The sequence below is a fragment of the Pseudarthrobacter sp. AG30 genome (assembly GCF_003116525.1).
GTDB lineage: Bacteria > Actinomycetota > Actinomycetes > Actinomycetales > Micrococcaceae > Arthrobacter.
Genome location: NZ_QEHL01000012.1, coordinates 403477 through 419496, shown reverse-complemented (window position 1 = coordinate 419496; position 16020 = coordinate 403477). Strand labels below are relative to the sequence as shown.

The following is a 16020-nucleotide window of genomic DNA, read 5'->3' as shown; positions in this document are numbered from 1 at the left end:
TATTCATCCTGGCCACCTGAACATCCGGCCACCTGAACATGCCGGATCAGCTTGCCGGACGGCCGCCCAGACGGGTGGTCACCTTGGCGGCGGCGGCAACGCAGGCTTCGGCCAGACGCTCGAACTGCTCTTTCGATACCCGGAAGCGCGGGGCCGGAATCAGGACGGCCGCTACCACGTCGCCACGATGGTCGCGGACCGGGGCCGCCACGCCCACTTCATCCATGGACGATTCACCGTAGTTGCCCGCCCAGCCCCGCCGCGCCACGTCCTGGAGCCGGGCCTCGTAAGCCGCCAGGCCGGCGTCGTCCATTCCGGGAAAGGTGATGGCTCCGCTCCGCAGCAATTCACGCACCCGCTCGGCCGGCAGCGTGGACAGGAACACTTGGACGGAAGCGCTCATGGCGTCCCGGTACCGGGCGCCCAGCGGCGTGGTGTGCTTGATCTGGTGGTGGCTGGCGATCTGCTCCACGCAAATGGCTTCGTCCCCGTTCCAGAGCATGAGCGCACTGGTTTCGCCGGTCTGCTCCGCCAGTTGCCGCAGCACGGGGTACGCAACGCGCCGTTCCTCCATCTCGGCCAGCAGCGGCCCGGCGACGGCGATCAGCCCCAGGCCCAGCCGGAACCGCTTGGTTTCCGGGTCCCGTTCCACCAGGTTCTCCTGCTCGAAGGTGGCCAGGATCCGGGAGACACTGCTTTTGTGCATGCCCACCCGGTTGGCGATTTCCGTAACCCCCAGCAAGGGTTCGTCCGCGGTAAAGGTGCGCAGGACGGCGATGGCATTGACGACGACGGAAGCGCCCTTGGCGTCCGTCCCGCCGTTGGTGCTGGTGCCTGTGCCGTTGCTGTCGGAAGTCGTTGCAGGAGTCATGGTGGACACCATCTTTCCTCATGGACGGCAGAAGCGGCGCCACGTGCATGGCGCCGCTTCGCTGTGGTGATGGTTAGGCCTGGACGATGTTGTGTTCCGGGCCGAAGGGGAACTTGGTGATGTTCTCCACCGTGTTGTCCTCGCCGATGACCAGGATGTCGTGCTCGCGGTAGCCGCCCGCGCCCGGCTGGCCGTCCGCCACCGTGATCATGGGTTCCATGGAGACCACCATTCCGGGTTCCAGGACGGTTTCGATGTCCTCGCGCAGCTCCAGGCCGGCCTCCCGGCCGTAGTAGTGGCTGAGGACGCCGAAGGAGTGTCCGTAGCCGAAGGTGCGGTTGGCCAGCAGGCCGTGGCTGATGTAGATCTCGTTGAGTTCGGCGGCGATGTCCTTGCAGACGGCGCCGGGCTTGATGAGTTCCAGGCCGCGGCGGTGCACCTCCACGTTGATGTTCCACAGCTCCAGGGACCGCTCGTCCGGCTGGCCCAGGAAGAGCGTGCGCTCCAGGGCCGTGTAGTAGCCGGAGGTCATGGGGAAGCAGTTCAGGGAGAGGATGTCGCCCTGCTGCAGCTTGCGGGTGGTGGCCCAGTTGTGGGCGCCGTCGGTGTTGATGCCGGACTGGAACCACACCCAGGTGTCGCGGACTTCGCGGTCGGGGAAGGTCCGGGCGATCTCGTGGACCATGGCTTCGGTGCCGATCAGGGCCACCTCGTACTCGGTGATGCCTTCGCGGATGGCGTTGCGGATGGCCTCGCCGCCGAGGTCGCCGATGCGGGCACCGTGCTTGATGACCTCGATTTCCTCCGCGGACTTGATCATGCGCTGGCGCATGGCGTCCTGGGAGACATCCAGGAGCGTGGCGCCGGGGAACGCTGCGGCGATCTTTTCGCGGGTCAGGCCCGGGAGGAAGTCGTCCTCGACGCCCAGCCGGGTGGCCTTGACGCCGCGGTGGCGCAGTGCCTCCTGGAGGCCGAAGTAGAAGTTGTCGCGTCGCCAGTCGGTGTAGACGATGTTCTCGCCGTAGGAGGTGCGCCATGGCATGCCGGCGTCGATGTTTGCGGTGACGGTGACCGAGTCGTCCGCGGTGACAACCAAGGCGTAGTTGCGGCCGAACGTGGTGTAGAGGAAGTCGGAGTAGTACTTGATGCCGTGGTAGCTGGTGAGGATGACCGCGTCCAGCTCCTTGGCGGCCATGATCTGGCGCAGGCCGCCGAGGCGGCGCTCGAACTCTGCGTCGGAGAACGTGAGCTTGCCCTTGGTGCCGTTGTGCAGGACCTTGAGGCGCTCGAGTTCGGCGATGGATGAGGCGTTGTCGGTGGTGATGGTCACGGGTGTGCCTTTCGATATTGCGGGCAGGTATTTGGCCGCACATGGGTGGGTAGGAAGGAAGAAAGTTCCGGGGCCCTGCAGGATCAGAGGTGCTTGAGCGGCTTGCGCGAGGTTTCGGCGGCGAACAGGACTGCGGCGAGGGACACGGCGGACGCGGCCACGAGGTACCAGCCGGGGGCCAGCTTGCTCTGGGTCAGGCCGATCAGCAGGGTGGCCATGAACGGCGCGGTCCCGCCGAAGATCGCGTTGGACAGGTTGAAGCTGACGGCGAAGCCGCTGTACCGGACCTTGGTGGGAAACAGTTCTGCCAGGAAGCTGGGCAGTGTGCCGTCGTTGAGGGTGAGCATGCCGCCCAGCAGGATCTGGACCAGGACGATCACCAGGAAGTTGCCGGTATCCAGCAGCATGAACGCCGGAACGGTGAGGAGCATGAACAGCACCGAGGCGGTGATCAGCATCCGCTTGCGGCCGAACCGGTCCGAGGCCATGCCGGTGAGGAAAATGAAGCCGATGTAGCTGGCCAGGGCGATGGTGGTGGCCAGGAACGATTCGGTGGGGCCGAAGCCCAGTTCCTCGGACAGGTAGGTGGGCATGTAGCTGAGGATGACGTAGAAGCCGACGGCGTTGAGCAGCACCGCTCCGCAGGCGATGAGCAGCTGCTTCCGGTAGGTCCGGAACATGTCCAGCGCCGGCGCCTTGGGGGCGGACTCTTCCTGCTCTGCCAGGGCGCGGAAAGCGGGAGTGTCCTCGAGCTTGGTGCGGATGTAGCGCCCGATCAGCCCCATGGGGGCGGCCAGGAGGAACGGCAACCGCCAGCCCCAGTCGTGCAGCTGCCCGGTGCTGAGTACCGAGCTGAGGAGGGCCGCGATCAGCGAGCCCAGGAGCAGGCCCGCAGCCGTGCTGGCGGGCACGACCGCAGCGTACAGGCCGCGGCGGTTGGCCGGCGCGTATTCCACCAGGAAGGCCGACGCCCCGGCGTATTCGCCCGCTGCCGAGAAGCCCTGGACGACCCTCACCAGCAGGAGCAGGACCGGGGCCAGCATGCCGATGGTTCCGTACCCGGGAATGAGGGCGATGCAGAAGGTGGAGACGGACATGATGACGATCGAGAGGGACAGTGCCTTGCGCCTGCCCAGCTTGTCGCCGATGTGGCCCCAGAAGAAGCCGCCCAGGGGCCGGACGAAGAAGGAAATCGCGAACACCGCGAACGTGGCCAGCAGCGCAGTCTGGCGGTCGGCCTCGGGGAAGAAGACGGACGAAATGACGGCCGCGAGGTAGCCGTAGACGGCGTAGTCGAACCATTCGACGAAGTTGCCGATGAAACTGGCCGTGACCACCCGGCGTCGAACGTCCTTGCTTGCCACGGGGCTGCCGGCACCCTGGCCTGCCACGGCGGGGCCGTTGGCGTCAGCGGCAACGGCTCCTGCTCCGGAGGAGTTGGAATTGGTACTCATGGAACCACCATCAGAAAGTATGAGTTGCATTGCTTGCAACGTGGTTGTTTCAACATAGGTGGTGATGAGCGACACAGTCAAGAGGTTTCTGTATCTGCTTCATGATTAAAACCAGTGCAGAACGTCCGGCGGGCAATCACGCCTTCGCTTCATCCGTTCTGACTGGCGTTGCATATAGAGCAACATAGTTGTAACAAGCGCGAAATGTGGGCATTAACGCAGCAATGGCCGCCAAGCGAAGGCTTGGCGGCCATTGAAAGGGTTGGGTCCCTAGCGTGCCGGGACGGGCTCGGCAGCAACGACGGGATGGTCCCGATGCAAGTTTCCCAGTGCGGAGGCGCCCTGCGGCGAGCCCAGTTCGTGGAAGAACTCCACGTTGGCGCGGACGTAGTCTGCCCATTCGTCCGGCACGTCCTCCGCATAGTAGATGGCCTCCACCGGGCAGACCGGATCGCACGCACCGCAGTCCACGCATTCGAACGGATGGATATAGAGTGACCGGTCGCCCTCGTAGATGCAGTCCACGGGGCACTCCTGGATGCACGCTTTGTCCTTCACATCCACGCACGGCTGGGCGATCACGTATGTCATGGGACTACACGCCCGTGTAGACGGTTTTGCCCCAGGTAAAGAACTCCAGGGCGGACCTGCCCTGCTCGCGGAACGTGTTGGTGGAAGAATCCTTGACCCCGCCGAACGGCACGTTCAGGTCCAGCCCGGCGGTGGGTCGGTTGACCTTGATGACCCCTGCCTGGGCCCTGGCGGCGAAGTCGGTGGCCAAGGCCAGGGAGTCCGTGCAGATGCCGGCGGTGAGGCCGTAGCGGGAATCGTTGATCCCTGCGAGGCCGGCCTCATAATCGGGGACCTCAAGGACTGCAACCACCGGGCCGAAGATCTCCTCCGTCACCGCAGGATCGTCGAAGTCAAGACCAGTGAGCACGGCGGCAGGGAAGAACAGCGCCTCGGAGGAATCGCCGTCGTACTTTCCGTGCAGGAGCGTGGCGCCGCGCTTAACGGCGCCGCGCACCGCCGCCTGGTCCTGCTCGAACTGCTGGGCGCTCACCACGGCCCCCATGGCGGATTCCAGGCCGTCTCCTGGGGTGTACTTTGCCGCCTCCGCCACCAAGGCGTCGAGGAATGCCGCACGGATACCGGGGGTGACGTACACCCTCGACGTGGCGGTGCAAGCCTGGCCGGTAAGGCCGAACGCGCCGGCAGCAACCACCTGTGCAGCCTTGGCTGGGTCCGCGTCGTCCAGGACCAGGACGCCGTTCTTGCCGCCCATCTCCAGCTGGACGCGGGCACGCCGGCCGTTCAGGATCTCCTGCAGTCCCAGGCCCACGCTGGTTGACCCGGTGAAGGACATCCCGGCGATGCGCGGGTCGCGGGCCAGCGCATCGCCCACCACCCGGCCTTTACCGTGCACCAGGTTGAACACGCCCGCCGGCAATCCTGCGTCCTGCAGGGCACGGGCCAGGTGGGTGGCAGACAGCGGGGTGAGTTCGGCGGGCTTGATCACCACGGCATTGCCGCTGATCAGGGCTGGCGCCGTCTTCCAGGCCGGAATGGCGATGGGAAAGTTCCAGGGGGTGATCAGGCCAACCACGCCCAGCGGTTCGCGCCGGGTGGTGATGGTGGTGTCCGGCAGTCCGCTGGGCAGCACCTCTCCGGTGGCGGCCCAGCCCAGCGAGCCAAAGAAACGCAGCACGTCCGAGGCACGCTTCACCTCGCCTTTGGCCTCGGCCAGGGTCTTGCCCTCCTCCCGGACCAGGTCCTCGGCGATCGCGGACTGCCGTTCGATCAGCAGGTTGCCTGCAGTGATCAGGATGGCCCCGCGGGAAGGTGCCGGCAGGGCGGCCCAGGCAGGCTGCGCTGCCGCGGCGGCGGTGATGGCGGCGTCAACGTCCTCCGCGGTGCCGCTGGGCGAGAGTGCTGCCAGTTCGTCCGGGCGTGCGGGGTTGGTGCGGCGGGTTTCCGCGGTTCCCAGCCATTGCCCGTTGATGAGGTGCTGGGCGGTTTTGCTGCGATCCAGTGCGGTGGTGTTGGGGTCCAGGGCGGTGGAGGTCATGGCATTCCTTTGGAAGTTGGGGCTAGAGGCTGCGGATGAGGCCGCCGTCGCACCGCAGCGCCACACCGGTGATGTACGACGCCGGGGCGCTGCAGAGGAAGGCGGCGGCCGCACCGAATTCGGCGGGCTCGCCGTAACGGCGGGCGGGGATGGTTTTGCGGGATTCCAGCCGGATGTCCTCCAGCGTGGTGCCGCGGCGCTTTGCCGCTGCCTGGTCCAGTTCGGTGACGCGGTCCGTGGCGATCCTGCCGGGCAGGAGCAGGTTCACGGTGACCCCGTCCAGGGCTACCTCGGCGGCGAGCGTTTTGAGGTAGCCGGCAAGGGCTGCGCGGCCGGTATTGGAGACGGCCAGGTTGGGCAGCGGTGCTGCGACACCGCTGGAGCCAATGGCAAGGATCCGCCCCCACCGCCGTTCCCGCATGGCCGGGAGGGTGCGGGAGACCAGGGCATGGTGCGGCTTGACCAGGAGGTCGAACGCCGCGGCGATGTCCTCGCTGCCCAGTGTTGCGGCGGCTCCGGGCCGGGGGCCGGGGCCGTTCAGGACCAGGATGTCGATCGGCCCCAGGCCGGCCTCGGCCTGCGTCACCGCGGCGTCAACACCCTCGGCACCGGTGAGGTCAGCCTCGACGGCGATGGCCGCAAAGCCCGGCAGGCCGCCGAACGCCTCCTGCAGCTCGTCCACGATCTCCTTGGCACGGACGCCGCGGCGGCCCACGATGGCCACCTTGGCGCCTTCCGCGGCGAGGGCGCGGGCCACGGCGAGTCCCAGTCCCCCCGTGGAGGCGGCCACCAGCGCCGTCTTGCCGGCAATTCCCAGCTCCATCAGTTCCTCCCCGCCGGGGCGAGCGCCCGGTTCAAGTCCAGGGCCATGGCGGCTTCGCGGAGATGGACCTCCATGGCATGCCGCAGGTTCTCGGGAAAGCCGGCCGCCGGGGCACGGACGCCCGGGTCCTTGATCCAGCCCCGCTCGCGCAGGCATTCCTTGCGGATGGCCAGGGCCACCTTGGCCTGCTGCTCGAAGTTGATCAGCGGCAGGTAGGGCACCAGTTGCCCGGCGGCCGCCGCATACCCCTGCTCCCGCCAGGCGCGGACGCAGGCAATCAAGGCCTCGGGGTAGGAGAACCCGGTCATGGCACCGGCGGCGCCTGCCAGGAGCTCGTCCAGCAGCCCCTGGCCGCCGAGTCCGCCGAATACCGAAACCCCGGTACCGGCGTGGAGCTCGGCGATGGCCACACTGGTGGGCGGCGCCTCAGCCTTGATGGCGATGACGCAGGGGCTTGCCGCGACCACATCAACCAGGGCGGCGGTGGAGATGGCGACGCCGCTGGCCAGCGGATAATCCTGCAGCACCACCTTGGCTCCGGTGGCGCGGTGGATGGCGTCCAGGTGGGCGCTGACCACCTCGGGCTTCGCCGAGTTGGCCTGCACCATCACAGCGGCCAGCCGCTGCCCGGCAACCTCCTGGGCGGCGCGGATTTCCTCGATGGCCGGCCTGGTGGCCAACGCTGTTACGCCCACCACCAGGGGCAGTTCCGTGCATTCGACGGCGATTTCGAGGACCTGGCGGCGTTCCTCCGGGGTCAGCGCGGCGGCCTCCCCGAAGACGCCCAGGACGGTCAGGCCCGTGGCGCCGATGGTTTCGTAGCGCTCCACGAGGTCCGAGAGGCTGTCCAGGTCCAGATCCAGCGTGCTGCCCTGGAACGGTGTGGCAACGACGCCCCACACGCCCGGCGTCAATGACTCCCGCATCGGGTTCTCCCTTGGTTTGTTGTTCATCTGGCGGCTTTCCCTATCTGCCGGGCCACGCCGGTTTCCGCTTTTCCTGGAAGGCGCGGACGCCTTCGGCGGAGTCTTCGCTGTCCAGGGCTGCCATCAGGGCCGGCAGCCGCAGGCCGCGGGCTTCCTTGGCGGTGAGGTGCCCGGTCTGCGTGACCATCTGCTTCACGGCCCGGACCGAGGTGGGAGCGCAGGCCAGGACCTGGTCCACCCAGCGCTGCACGGCGGCGTCGAGCTCGTCCGCCGGGACCACCTCGTTGACCAGGCCCATGGCCTGCATTTCTGCCGCGTCAGCCTTCCGGCCGGTGAGCAGCAGGCCCATCGCCTGGGTGTAGGGAACGCGGCGCACCAGCTGGTGGATGCCGCCGTCGAGCGCCAACCGCCCGACTCGCGGCTCCGTCAAGCCGAACTTTGCGCTGTCCGCTGCCACCACGATGTCCGCGCCCAGGACAATTTCCATGCCGCCGCCCAGTGCGTAGCCGTTCACCTTGGCAATCACGGGGATATCCAGCGTGGTCCGCAGGCTCAGGCCGCCGAAACCGTTGGGGTCCAGGCCGGCCCAGTATTCCAGGCCCGTCTTGTCCACGGCGGACGCGGACATGTCCGCACCCACGCAGAACGCCCGGGGGCCGGCGCCGGTGATGACCACTGCGCGGACGTCCGGATCGGCCTCAAGCTGCTCCCAGATGGCGTTGAGCCTGGCCTGGGCCGTGCCGTCCACGGCGTTGAGGACGTGCTGCCGGTCGATCACCACGGTGGCCACCTGGTCCTCGATGGCCAGGGTGACCTGGTCAACCGGGGCGGAGGCCTCCGCCGGTGCCTGCGGCTCCGCTGCAACCGCCGTCACCGGAGCACCCCGAGTTCCTGCAGCCGCTTGATGGTGGCTTCGTCGAAGCCGTTCTCCAGCAGCACTTCCACATTGTGTTCGCCCAGGCGGGGCGCCGCCCGGCGGACGCTCGGCGGGGTGGCGGAGAGCCGGATGGGAGCGTTCAGCATCTTCACCGTCCCCACCCCAGGGTGTTCGGCCTCCACGATCATGCCGTTGGCCTCGGTCTGGGCGTCGGCGAGCGCCTGTTCCAGGGTGTGGACGGGAGCGTTGAGCAACCCCTGTTCCTCCAGCTTGCCGGTCCAGTACTCGGTGGTGTTGGCGGCGAAGTGTTCGCGGAAGATCGCCTGCAGCGCGGGCTTGTTCTTGAACTGCTGTTCCAGCGTGGCGAATCCAGGGCGTTCGGTGAGGTCCTCGTCCAGGCCCAGGGCATCGGAGATCCGTGCCAGCGGGTCCGGTGTGAAGCCGCCCACCATGCACACGGCGCCGTCGGTGGTTTCAAAGACGCCGCTCAGGGGCATGGCGCCCCAGTTGACCTCGTAACCGCGGTTGAGCTGCATGCACGCCTCCTGCATCTGCAGGTGCAGCATGGAGTCGTACATGGTCACCTCCACTTTTTGCCCGGTTCCGGTGGTTTCCCGGGTCCGCAGCGCCAGCAGGATGCCCTGCATCAAGTGCATGCCGGTGATGTAGTCGCACAGGGTGGTGGGGTAGATGGCCGGTTTCTGGTCCTCCGATTCCCGCCGCCACATCACGCCGGAGTACGCCTGCGCGATCGCGTCCTGGCCACCCTTGTGCGAATACGGTCCTACGGGGCCGAACCCGGTTCCGGAGGCCCAGATGATGCCGGGGTTGTCCGCCTTGAGCTCCTCGTAGCCGAAGCCCATCCGTTCCATCACGCCGGAGCGGAAGTTGCTGACCACCACGTCCGCCTCCGCCATGATGGCGTGCAGGACATTGCGGCCCTCCTCGGTGCGGGTGTCGATGGAGACGCTCCGCTTGTTCCGGTTGATGGACAGGAAGATCGGGTTGTCCTGGCCGTCCTTGTCCGGGAACGAGTTGCGGGAGATGTCACCGGCGCCGGGGCGTTCCACCTTGATGATGTCGGCGCCGTAGTCGCCCAGCAACTGGGTGCAGGAGGGGCCCATGAACACCTGGGTGAAGTCCACGATCTTGATGCCGTCCAGCGGAAGCGGGGTGGCCGGCCGCGCGCCCCCGGTGAGGGGCGAGGCAGCGGCGGGTGCCGTCGTCGGGCGTTCTGCCGTTGCCATGCTCATGCCGGCACCGCCGCGTCGGCATCGATGGTGGCGTTCGACGACGGGACGTCGCCGGGGTCCGCGCCGTGCCGGCGCATGCCCTGCTGGATGTCCGCTGCCGCGACGTCGCGGACCAGTACGCCGGACTGGACGGCGAGCGCTGCTGCGACGCCGACGGCCTGGCCCATGGCCATGCACGGCGGAATCTCGCGCGACATCTTCTGCGCCTCGGGGGTGGCGGAGTAGTGGCGGCCGGCCACCAGCAGCTGGTCCACTTCCTTGGGCAGCAGCGAGCGGTACGGGTAGTAGTAGTCCCGGCCGCGGGCCACGCTGTCCTGGAAATGCCGGCGGGAGGTGACGTCCTCCTTGGTCATGACGTATTCGCCTTGCAGCAGGCGGGTCTGGCGGACGCCCATCTGGGAGGCGACGTCCAGCATGTAGCACTTTTCGAATCCGGGGAGGTTGGCACGGACGTAGTCCACGGCTTCGGAGATCTTGTCGCGGGCGGCGAATTCGGCGGCGGTCATGTCCGCCGGGTCCACGCCGTCGTAGCCGGTCATGTGCGGGGCGTTGCACCAGACCACGCCTTCGATGGGGGTCTTGAGCCACCACAGTTCCCAGGCGCCACCGAGGAGGCGCTTGATCTTGCGGTTGATGGCGCGGGCTTCCTTGGGGTTGGCCTGTTCGAAGGCCTCCGCGGCCGCGGTGTCCACGTTGCCCAGCCGGAACACCAGGGTGGTGAGGTAGTTGTCCTTGGCGTAGGCGGCGCCGGCGCGGGAGGCGACGTCGATGTCTCCGGTGGTGTCGATGACCACGTCCGCCGTGAAGGCCTGCGGGCCAAGCTTGGTTTCGCAGACCACGCCCTTGATCACGCCGTTGTCCACGATGGGGCGGGAGAACCAGGAGTGCAGCCGCAGGTCCACACCGGCTTCGCGGACCAGGTCGTTGGAGACGCGCTTCCAGCCGTCAGGGTCGAATGCGGCGGCATAGCAGATGGGCTTGGGGGTGGTGTGGGAGTGGAAGTCGAAGGTGCCGTAGCGGCCCCACTTGTTCCAGAGTTCCTCTGAGGTGCGGCGGTCTTCGGCCGGCGGGACGATGGCCAGGCCCAGTTTCTGGAGCCGCTCCACGTACTCGGAGACGATCCCGGTGACCGTGATGTCCTGGCCGTTGATCATGTCGTCCAGCACCAGCACCATGCCGCCGGAGGCGAGGCCGCCCAGTGAGGAGTAGCGCTCCAGGAGGGTGACCTTGGCCCCGGAGCGGGCCGCGGTGACGGCGGCGGCGACGCCGGCGGGACCACCGCCTACCACCAGGACGTCGGAGCGGGAGATCACCGGGGCGGTGAGGTCCGCGGTAGTGGTGGACAGTTCCAGGGACCCGGTTTTGGGCGCGGCAAAGGTAGGTGGGTTGTTCATGGGGAAATCCTTACTTTCCGACGAAGATGCCGTTGGAGCGGCGGGCGGCGAGGTAGAAAACGATGCTGAGGACGGAGAGGGCGGCCACGTAGACCGGGAACACCCAGGTGAGGTTCAGGGACTGCAACCACACCAGGAGGTAGGAGGCGGTGCCGCCGAAGACGGCCACACCGATGCCATAGCCCAGGGCCACGCCGGTGCCGCGGATGTTCTTTGGCATCAGGGACGAGCTGACCACGTTGTAGAGGGTCATGTTGAGGACCAGCACGATCGAGCCGCCGAGCAGCACGGCCGCGAAACCGCCGATGCCGGGCTGGACGTACAGGAGCATCAGGAAGACGGAGGGAATGGCCAGGACCCGCGTCACCAGGAACCACCGGGACATGGACCGGCCGTCGGCGAGCTTGCCGATGATCCAGCTGCCCACCACCAGGATGGCGCCCAGGATGGTGGTGAGGGCGAAGACGGCGGTGGGATCTTCCTTGAAACCGCTGCGTGCTGCGCTGGGCAGGCCCACGTTCCAGGCGTAGTTGTAGGCCTGGGCAGCGCCGACCACGAACACGATGGCCAGGACGGAGAGCCAATGCTTGCCGACTCCGGACCAGACGGACTTTGCCGTGGTGGCGGCCATTTCCTCGGCCTTCAGGGTTTCAGGCAGGGAACGGCGGAGGTAGAGCACCACGAAGCCGAACACGGCGCCGATGATGAACGGGACACGCCAGCCCCACTCCCCCATGGCCGCGCCGCCGATCACCAGGCTGCAGACGAAGCTGACCAGGGACGCGAGCAGGATGCCGATGTTGACGTAGAAGGACATGATGCCGGCCACGTAGCCTTCGCGGCCTTCCGGGGCGAGTTCCACCGCGTGGGAGGTGGAGAGCGGCGCCTCGATGCCTGTGGAGATGCCCTGCAGGATGCGGCAGGCAACCAGGATGATGCCGGACCAGGCGCCGATGGTGGCGTAGCTGGGCGTGATGGCGATGACCAGGGTGGTGCCGGCCATCAGCATGATGGACAGCAGCATCACGCGGCGGCGGCCGATGCGGTCTGCCAGCGTGCCGAGCAGGATGCCGCCCAGCGGCCGGAAGGCGAATCCGACGGCGAACACGGCCAGTGCGTTCAGGGTGGCCGAGAGCGGCTCGTCATTGGGAAAGAAGTTGGGGCCGATGAAGGCGGACAGGAGGCCGAAGACCATCCAGTCGTACCATTCCAGGGCGTTGCCCAGGCCAAGGCCCAGGAGTCCCTTGCGGACTTCGGGCGTGAACTTTTCGCGGTTGCGGGGGGATGAGATGGTGGAGCGGGGTGACGGGACTGCGTTGTCCGTAGCTTGGATGTCGAGCATGGAAGTGTCCTTACGCTGGCGCCGGGAACGGCGCAGGAGGGTATGACGCAGCGGCGCCTGTTGGAGGAGGCGCATGCTGCGAAGGTGGCAAGGATTGTCCGGGGCCACGTGGGGTCCGGGCAGTTAAGGGTGGACGTCGGCGCCGGCGGGGACCGGTATGCCTACCACTTGTGTGGTGCGTTCACCCAGATGGCTACGCATACCTCTTCGTAGCTGTTCTTGTACCAGTGCGGGGTCTCTGCCGGGTAGGTGATGGAGTCGCCCTCTTCCAGGCTGTAGCAGACGCCGTCCAAGTAGACGTCCTTGCGGCCCGAAATGATGTAGCAGAACTCTTCCCCGCTGTGGGTAAAAGGTGTCGCGCTGGTGTCGTGCCCTGGGGGCGTACTGATCCATTGCGCTTCGATGGTGCCGTCGCGGTCCGGGGTGAGCAGTTCATGGACTGCTTCGCCCACGGATTCGCGGGTGACGTTTTTCAGGTTGCGCCGTGCCGACCTGCGCACGACGGGGGATTTTGATTGTTCCTGGCCAATGAAGAACCTTCCCACGGGAATGTCGAGTCCATGGGCCAGCTGGGCAAGGGTCGTGAAGGACGGGTTGGCCATGCCGCGTTCGATCTGGCTGACGATCGCCTGGCTGAGTCCGGTGATGTCCGAGAGCTTGGCGAGGGTCATGCCCTTCTCCTTGCGCATGGCCCGCACCTTGTTTCCAACCGTGGCCAGCAGTTCGCTGGTGGCTGGAGGTGCGGTGGTGCTACTCTCGGTGGTCATCGATTGTCTTTCACTCGGTGAGCTAACTCACACAACTATAGTGAAGATTTCTGCCCAGTCAACGCTTTTTCTTAATTATGTTGAATATTGGCCCTGAACCCTCAAGGGAACGGGCCTAAAGGCACAGGTGAAAGCGGCTGCACGGATCCATACTCGTGCCATGGACGACGCAGCACGAAGACCGGACCGGATCCTCCTCGCGCTGGTGGGTGTGGTGGCCGTGCTGGTGGTGGTTGCGCTGGCAGTGGTGTTCACCCGCGGTGAGCCGGCCCCACTTGACCAGGCCAGCCCCGCCGGAGTGGTCCAGCGGTACAGCAGGGCCGTGATCGACGGCGACATACCCACCGCGGAAACCTTCCTCACGCCGGGTGCCCGGAGCAGGTGCTACGGCTCCTATTCCGGCGAACCCCGTCCGGCCCGCATCGTGTTGATTTCGACGACGGAGCGGACCGATTCGGCCACCGTACGGGTTTCGATCGTCCAGTCCCCCCGGGGCGGCCCGTTCGGTCCGTCCGAGTATGAAATGGAGGACGCCTTCTCGCTCCTGAAGGTGAATGGACAATGGATGATCGACCAGGCGCCGTATCCCCTGATGGCCTGCACGGCAGTTCCGGCGAAGCCGTGAGCACCCCGGCAGGAATCGTTGCCCCCGTCCCGGCCGGAGGCCTGGCAACCCTCCGCCGGCTGATCATGTACGGCCTGCTTTTTGCCGTGGTGGTCATTGCCGCCTCGGGCCTGGGCGGACTCCTCGAGCGGCTCTTCCGGACGGCAACCACTCTGGTTTCCGGTGATGTGGCCGGGCTTGCCCTCTCCCTCGCCTTCACCCTGATCGGCGGGCCGCTGGCCCTGCTGCTGTGGTGGCTCGTGTGGCGGCGCCTCGACGACGCAGCCGAGCGCACCGCCGCGGGCTGGGGCTTCTACCTGACCGGGATGTACGCCGTCTCGCTCATCATCGCCACCACCTCCCTGCTGGACCTCGCCTCCTCCTTCATCGGTGCGAGGGACAGCCAGTGGCCGTCCCCGCTGGCCAACGGACTGGTCTGGGCGGCCATCTGGGTGTGGCACCGGTGGATGTGGAAGCACCCCCGCAAGCCCTCGTCCCACCTCGAGGACGTGCGGGCCGTCGTCGGCTCCGTTTTTGGCTTGGTGCTGGGCGCCGGCGCGGCGATTGCGGCGTTGAGCGCGCTGCTGGACATTGCCATCCGCGGTTTCACGGCCGCTGCGTCCTTTGAACCCTGGTGGTTCGATGTCCTGCGTTCACTGCTGTGGGCGGCCGGCGGAGCATTGGTGTGGTGGTGGCACTGGTTCCACGAGGGCGGCCGGCGTTTCCGGACCGGCCTGGTGGACGTTGCCATCATCGCCGTCGGCATCTTCGTTGCCGGCATCACCGCCCTGGGTGGCCTGGGCATAGCCCTGTTCGTGCTGCTGCGCCTGGCCTTTGACCGGACCGATCCCCTGACCGCCCCGCTGGAGCCGCTGGCCCCGGCCATCGCGGCCGCCGTCATCGGAGCCGTGATCTGGCGCTACCACCGCACGGCCTCCGTCCGGCGTTCCACCCCGACCCGGCGTGCCAGCCTCCTGGTGACATCCGCCGTTGCCCTGGCGGCAGCAGCCTCCGGGGTAGGCGTGGTGGTCAACGCACTGCTGGCTGCCGCCGTCTCGCCGCTGGCGGGCGGCGCCACCCGCACCCTGCTCCTTGGCGGCATCAGCTCGCTGGCAGTGGGAGGCCCGGTCTGGTGGCTGGCGTGGAAGCCGCTGCACCAGCCCCGGACGGCGGACCAGATCCCGCCCGGGCGGCGCGTGTACCTGGTGGCGTTCTTCGGAGTCAGTGCCGTCGTTGCCCTGATCACGCTGCTGGTGATTGGCTACCGGCTCTTCGAGTTCCTGCTCAGTGACATCACGGCCGGGAGCGTCCTGGACCGGATCCGCGCCCCCTTGGGCCTCCTGGTGGCGGCCGGGCTCGTGGCGGGATACCACTTTGCATTGTGGCGGCATGACCGGACACTGCTCGCCGCCGCGGCCCCGGCGGGCAAGCGGGTGATCGAGCACATCACCTTGGTCAGCGGCTATCCGCCAGGCACCGTAGACCCCGAGGCCCTGGCCCGCGGCATCGCTGCCGCCGTTGGCGGAGCCAAGGTGACCACCTGGCTGCGGACGGACGACGGCGGTCCCGGCCCCACGCCGTCGTCTGCCCTTCCGCCTTCCCTGGAGGAGCTCACGGCGGATGCGGAGGCAGCGCTGGGCAGCGTGGCGGCACGGCACGTCCTGGTGCTTGCCGGCCCCGCCGGGAGGATGGAAATCATCCCGCTGGCGGGCGCCGATTCGCGGGCGCCGATAAGTGGGGAACCTCGGCGCAGGGCCGCCGTTCCGGGTTCCCAGTAGCGGAGATCCTCAAGATTTGCGCAGTTTATCCCGGCTGTGGACTAACCCTCTTCCCATGCCATTGGAGGGCTCCTAGGGTGTGCATACAGGCTTGTCGAGGGGGACGCGTGAAAAGCTCAGTTGAAGATCCTCAAGGCACCGCAAACCAGGATGCGAAGCAGGCGTCCGTGCCTGAGGTAGACGCAGATACTACCGTCCCCGAATGGTCATCCGACCTCCTCCTCACGCTGCACAGCCAGGTCCGGTTCACCCGCGCCGACTGGCCCTGAGCCCCTGCGCCACCCCGCCTTCCTTCCGGGGCGTCCGCGCGCATTAAATCCGCGTTAAGATTCACGGCCCTGCCGTTAAGGATCCGTTAGGCCCGCCTTACAGCGCCACAACGGGCTATTCACTGGAACCAGGCCCCGCTTCCGGGGCAACAGTGAAAGGAACCTGATGGCCGACGTGGCTGTAATTGGAATCTTCGCGGCCTGCATGGGATTCGTCATGTGGATCGGTCACCTGCTGACCGCCGCGGCCCGCCAGGAGAAGGC

At 67.1% G+C, this 16020-nt stretch carries 14 protein-coding genes; 2 read left to right on the top strand and 12 right to left on the bottom strand.

What is annotated here, in order from left to right; all coding sequences use genetic code 11:
* Positions 1-46: 46 nt before the first annotated feature.
* The 12 genes from DC347_RS12620 to DC347_RS12565 all read right to left on the bottom strand — a co-directional run bounded on the left by DC347_RS12620 (position 47) and on the right by DC347_RS12565 (position 13105).
* Positions 47-871 carry an IclR family transcriptional regulator gene (locus tag DC347_RS12620; protein ID WP_240617779.1) on the bottom strand — a complete coding sequence of 275 codons (825 nt, stop codon included), beginning with the start codon at positions 869-871 and terminating at the stop codon, positions 47-49.
* Positions 872-944: 73 nt separating this feature from the next.
* A complete protein-coding gene (locus tag DC347_RS12615; RefSeq protein ID WP_109045690.1) occupies positions 945-2201 on the bottom strand; it encodes an aminopeptidase P family protein in 1257 nt (418 codons plus the stop codon).
* A gap of 83 nt (positions 2202-2284) precedes the next feature.
* Positions 2285-3655 (bottom strand): MFS transporter, encoded by a 1371-nt coding sequence (locus DC347_RS12610; RefSeq protein WP_026264380.1) that lies wholly within the window; start codon positions 3653-3655, stop codon positions 2285-2287.
* Between the two features lie 270 nt (positions 3656-3925).
* A complete protein-coding gene (fdxA, locus tag DC347_RS12605; protein ID WP_109045689.1) occupies positions 3926-4246 on the bottom strand; it encodes a ferredoxin in 321 nt (106 codons plus the stop codon).
* A gap of 4 nt (positions 4247-4250) precedes the next feature.
* A complete protein-coding gene (locus DC347_RS12600; protein WP_109045688.1) occupies positions 4251-5723 on the bottom strand; it encodes an aldehyde dehydrogenase family protein in 1473 nt (490 codons plus the stop codon).
* Positions 5724-5745: 22 nt separating this feature from the next.
* Positions 5746-6546, bottom strand: a complete 801-nt coding sequence (locus DC347_RS12595) for an SDR family oxidoreductase (RefSeq protein WP_018760969.1) — start codon at positions 6544-6546, stop codon at positions 5746-5748.
* On the bottom strand, positions 6546-7499 hold the full coding sequence (locus tag DC347_RS12590; RefSeq protein WP_240617778.1) for a dihydrodipicolinate synthase family protein: 954 nt from the start codon (positions 7497-7499) through the stop codon (positions 6546-6548). Before DC347_RS12590 ends, DC347_RS12595 begins: the two co-directional genes overlap by 1 nt.
* Positions 7500-7512: 13 nt before the next feature.
* Positions 7513-8346, bottom strand: a complete 834-nt coding sequence (locus DC347_RS12585; protein ID WP_018760967.1) for an enoyl-CoA hydratase-related protein — start codon at positions 8344-8346, stop codon at positions 7513-7515.
* Positions 8343-9602, bottom strand: a complete 1260-nt coding sequence (locus DC347_RS12580) for a CaiB/BaiF CoA-transferase family protein (protein WP_109045686.1) — start codon at positions 9600-9602, stop codon at positions 8343-8345. Before DC347_RS12580 ends, DC347_RS12585 begins: the two co-directional genes overlap by 4 nt.
* Complete coding sequence (locus DC347_RS12575; protein ID WP_109045685.1) at positions 9599-10996, bottom strand: FAD-dependent oxidoreductase; 1398 nt, start codon at positions 10994-10996, stop codon at positions 9599-9601. The genes DC347_RS12580 and DC347_RS12575 overlap by 4 nt, the downstream gene beginning before the upstream one ends.
* 10 nt (positions 10997-11006) lie before the next feature.
* Positions 11007-12338: an MFS transporter gene (locus tag DC347_RS12570; protein ID WP_109045684.1), complete on the bottom strand. Its 1332-nt coding sequence runs from the start codon at positions 12336-12338 to the stop codon at positions 11007-11009.
* Between the two features lie 161 nt (positions 12339-12499).
* Positions 12500-13105, bottom strand: a complete 606-nt coding sequence (locus tag DC347_RS12565) for a helix-turn-helix domain-containing protein (protein WP_018760963.1) — start codon at positions 13103-13105, stop codon at positions 12500-12502.
* Positions 13106-13265: 160 nt separating this feature from the next.
* Between DC347_RS12565 and DC347_RS12560 the strand changes: the two genes are divergently transcribed.
* Positions 13266-13730, top strand: coding sequence for a hypothetical protein (locus DC347_RS12560; RefSeq protein ID WP_018760962.1), 465 nt, complete (start codon positions 13266-13268; stop codon positions 13728-13730).
* Positions 13667-15487, top strand: a complete 1821-nt coding sequence (locus DC347_RS12555) for a DUF5671 domain-containing protein (protein WP_240617777.1) — start codon at positions 13667-13669, stop codon at positions 15485-15487. Before DC347_RS12560 ends, DC347_RS12555 begins: the two co-directional genes overlap by 64 nt.
* Positions 15488-16020: the final 533 nt, after the last annotated feature.

What these genes read in the sequence shown, in the direction of transcription:
- DC347_RS12620 (WP_240617779.1), bottom strand. Translation starts at nt 871, where the DNA reads ATGACTCCTGCAACGACTTCCGACAGCAACGGCACAGGCACCAGCACC.
- DC347_RS12610 (WP_026264380.1), bottom strand. Translation starts at nt 3,655, where the DNA reads ATGAGTACCAATTCCAACTCCTCCGGAGCAGGAGCCGTTGCCGCTGAC.
- fdxA (WP_109045689.1), bottom strand. Translation starts at nt 4,246, where the DNA reads ATGACATACGTGATCGCCCAGCCGTGCGTGGATGTGAAGGACAAAGCG.
- DC347_RS12600 (WP_109045688.1), bottom strand. Translation starts at nt 5,723, where the DNA reads ATGACCTCCACCGCCCTGGACCCCAACACCACCGCACTGGATCGCAGC.
- DC347_RS12595 (WP_018760969.1), bottom strand. Translation starts at nt 6,546, where the DNA reads ATGGAGCTGGGAATTGCCGGCAAGACGGCGCTGGTGGCCGCCTCCACG.
- DC347_RS12590 (WP_240617778.1), bottom strand. Translation starts at nt 7,499, where the DNA reads ATGAACAACAAACCAAGGGAGAACCCGATGCGGGAGTCATTGACGCCG.
- DC347_RS12580 (WP_109045686.1), bottom strand. Translation starts at nt 9,602, where the DNA reads ATGAGCATGGCAACGGCAGAACGCCCGACGACGGCACCCGCCGCTGCC.
- DC347_RS12575 (WP_109045685.1), bottom strand. Translation starts at nt 10,996, where the DNA reads ATGAACAACCCACCTACCTTTGCCGCGCCCAAAACCGGGTCCCTGGAA.
- DC347_RS12570 (WP_109045684.1), bottom strand. Translation starts at nt 12,338, where the DNA reads ATGCTCGACATCCAAGCTACGGACAACGCAGTCCCGTCACCCCGCTCC.
- DC347_RS12565 (WP_018760963.1), bottom strand. Translation starts at nt 13,105, where the DNA reads ATGACCACCGAGAGTAGCACCACCGCACCTCCAGCCACCAGCGAACTG.
- DC347_RS12560 (WP_018760962.1), top strand. Translation starts at nt 13,266, where the DNA reads ATGGACGACGCAGCACGAAGACCGGACCGGATCCTCCTCGCGCTGGTG.
- DC347_RS12555 (WP_240617777.1), top strand. Translation starts at nt 13,667, where the DNA reads ATGGATGATCGACCAGGCGCCGTATCCCCTGATGGCCTGCACGGCAGT.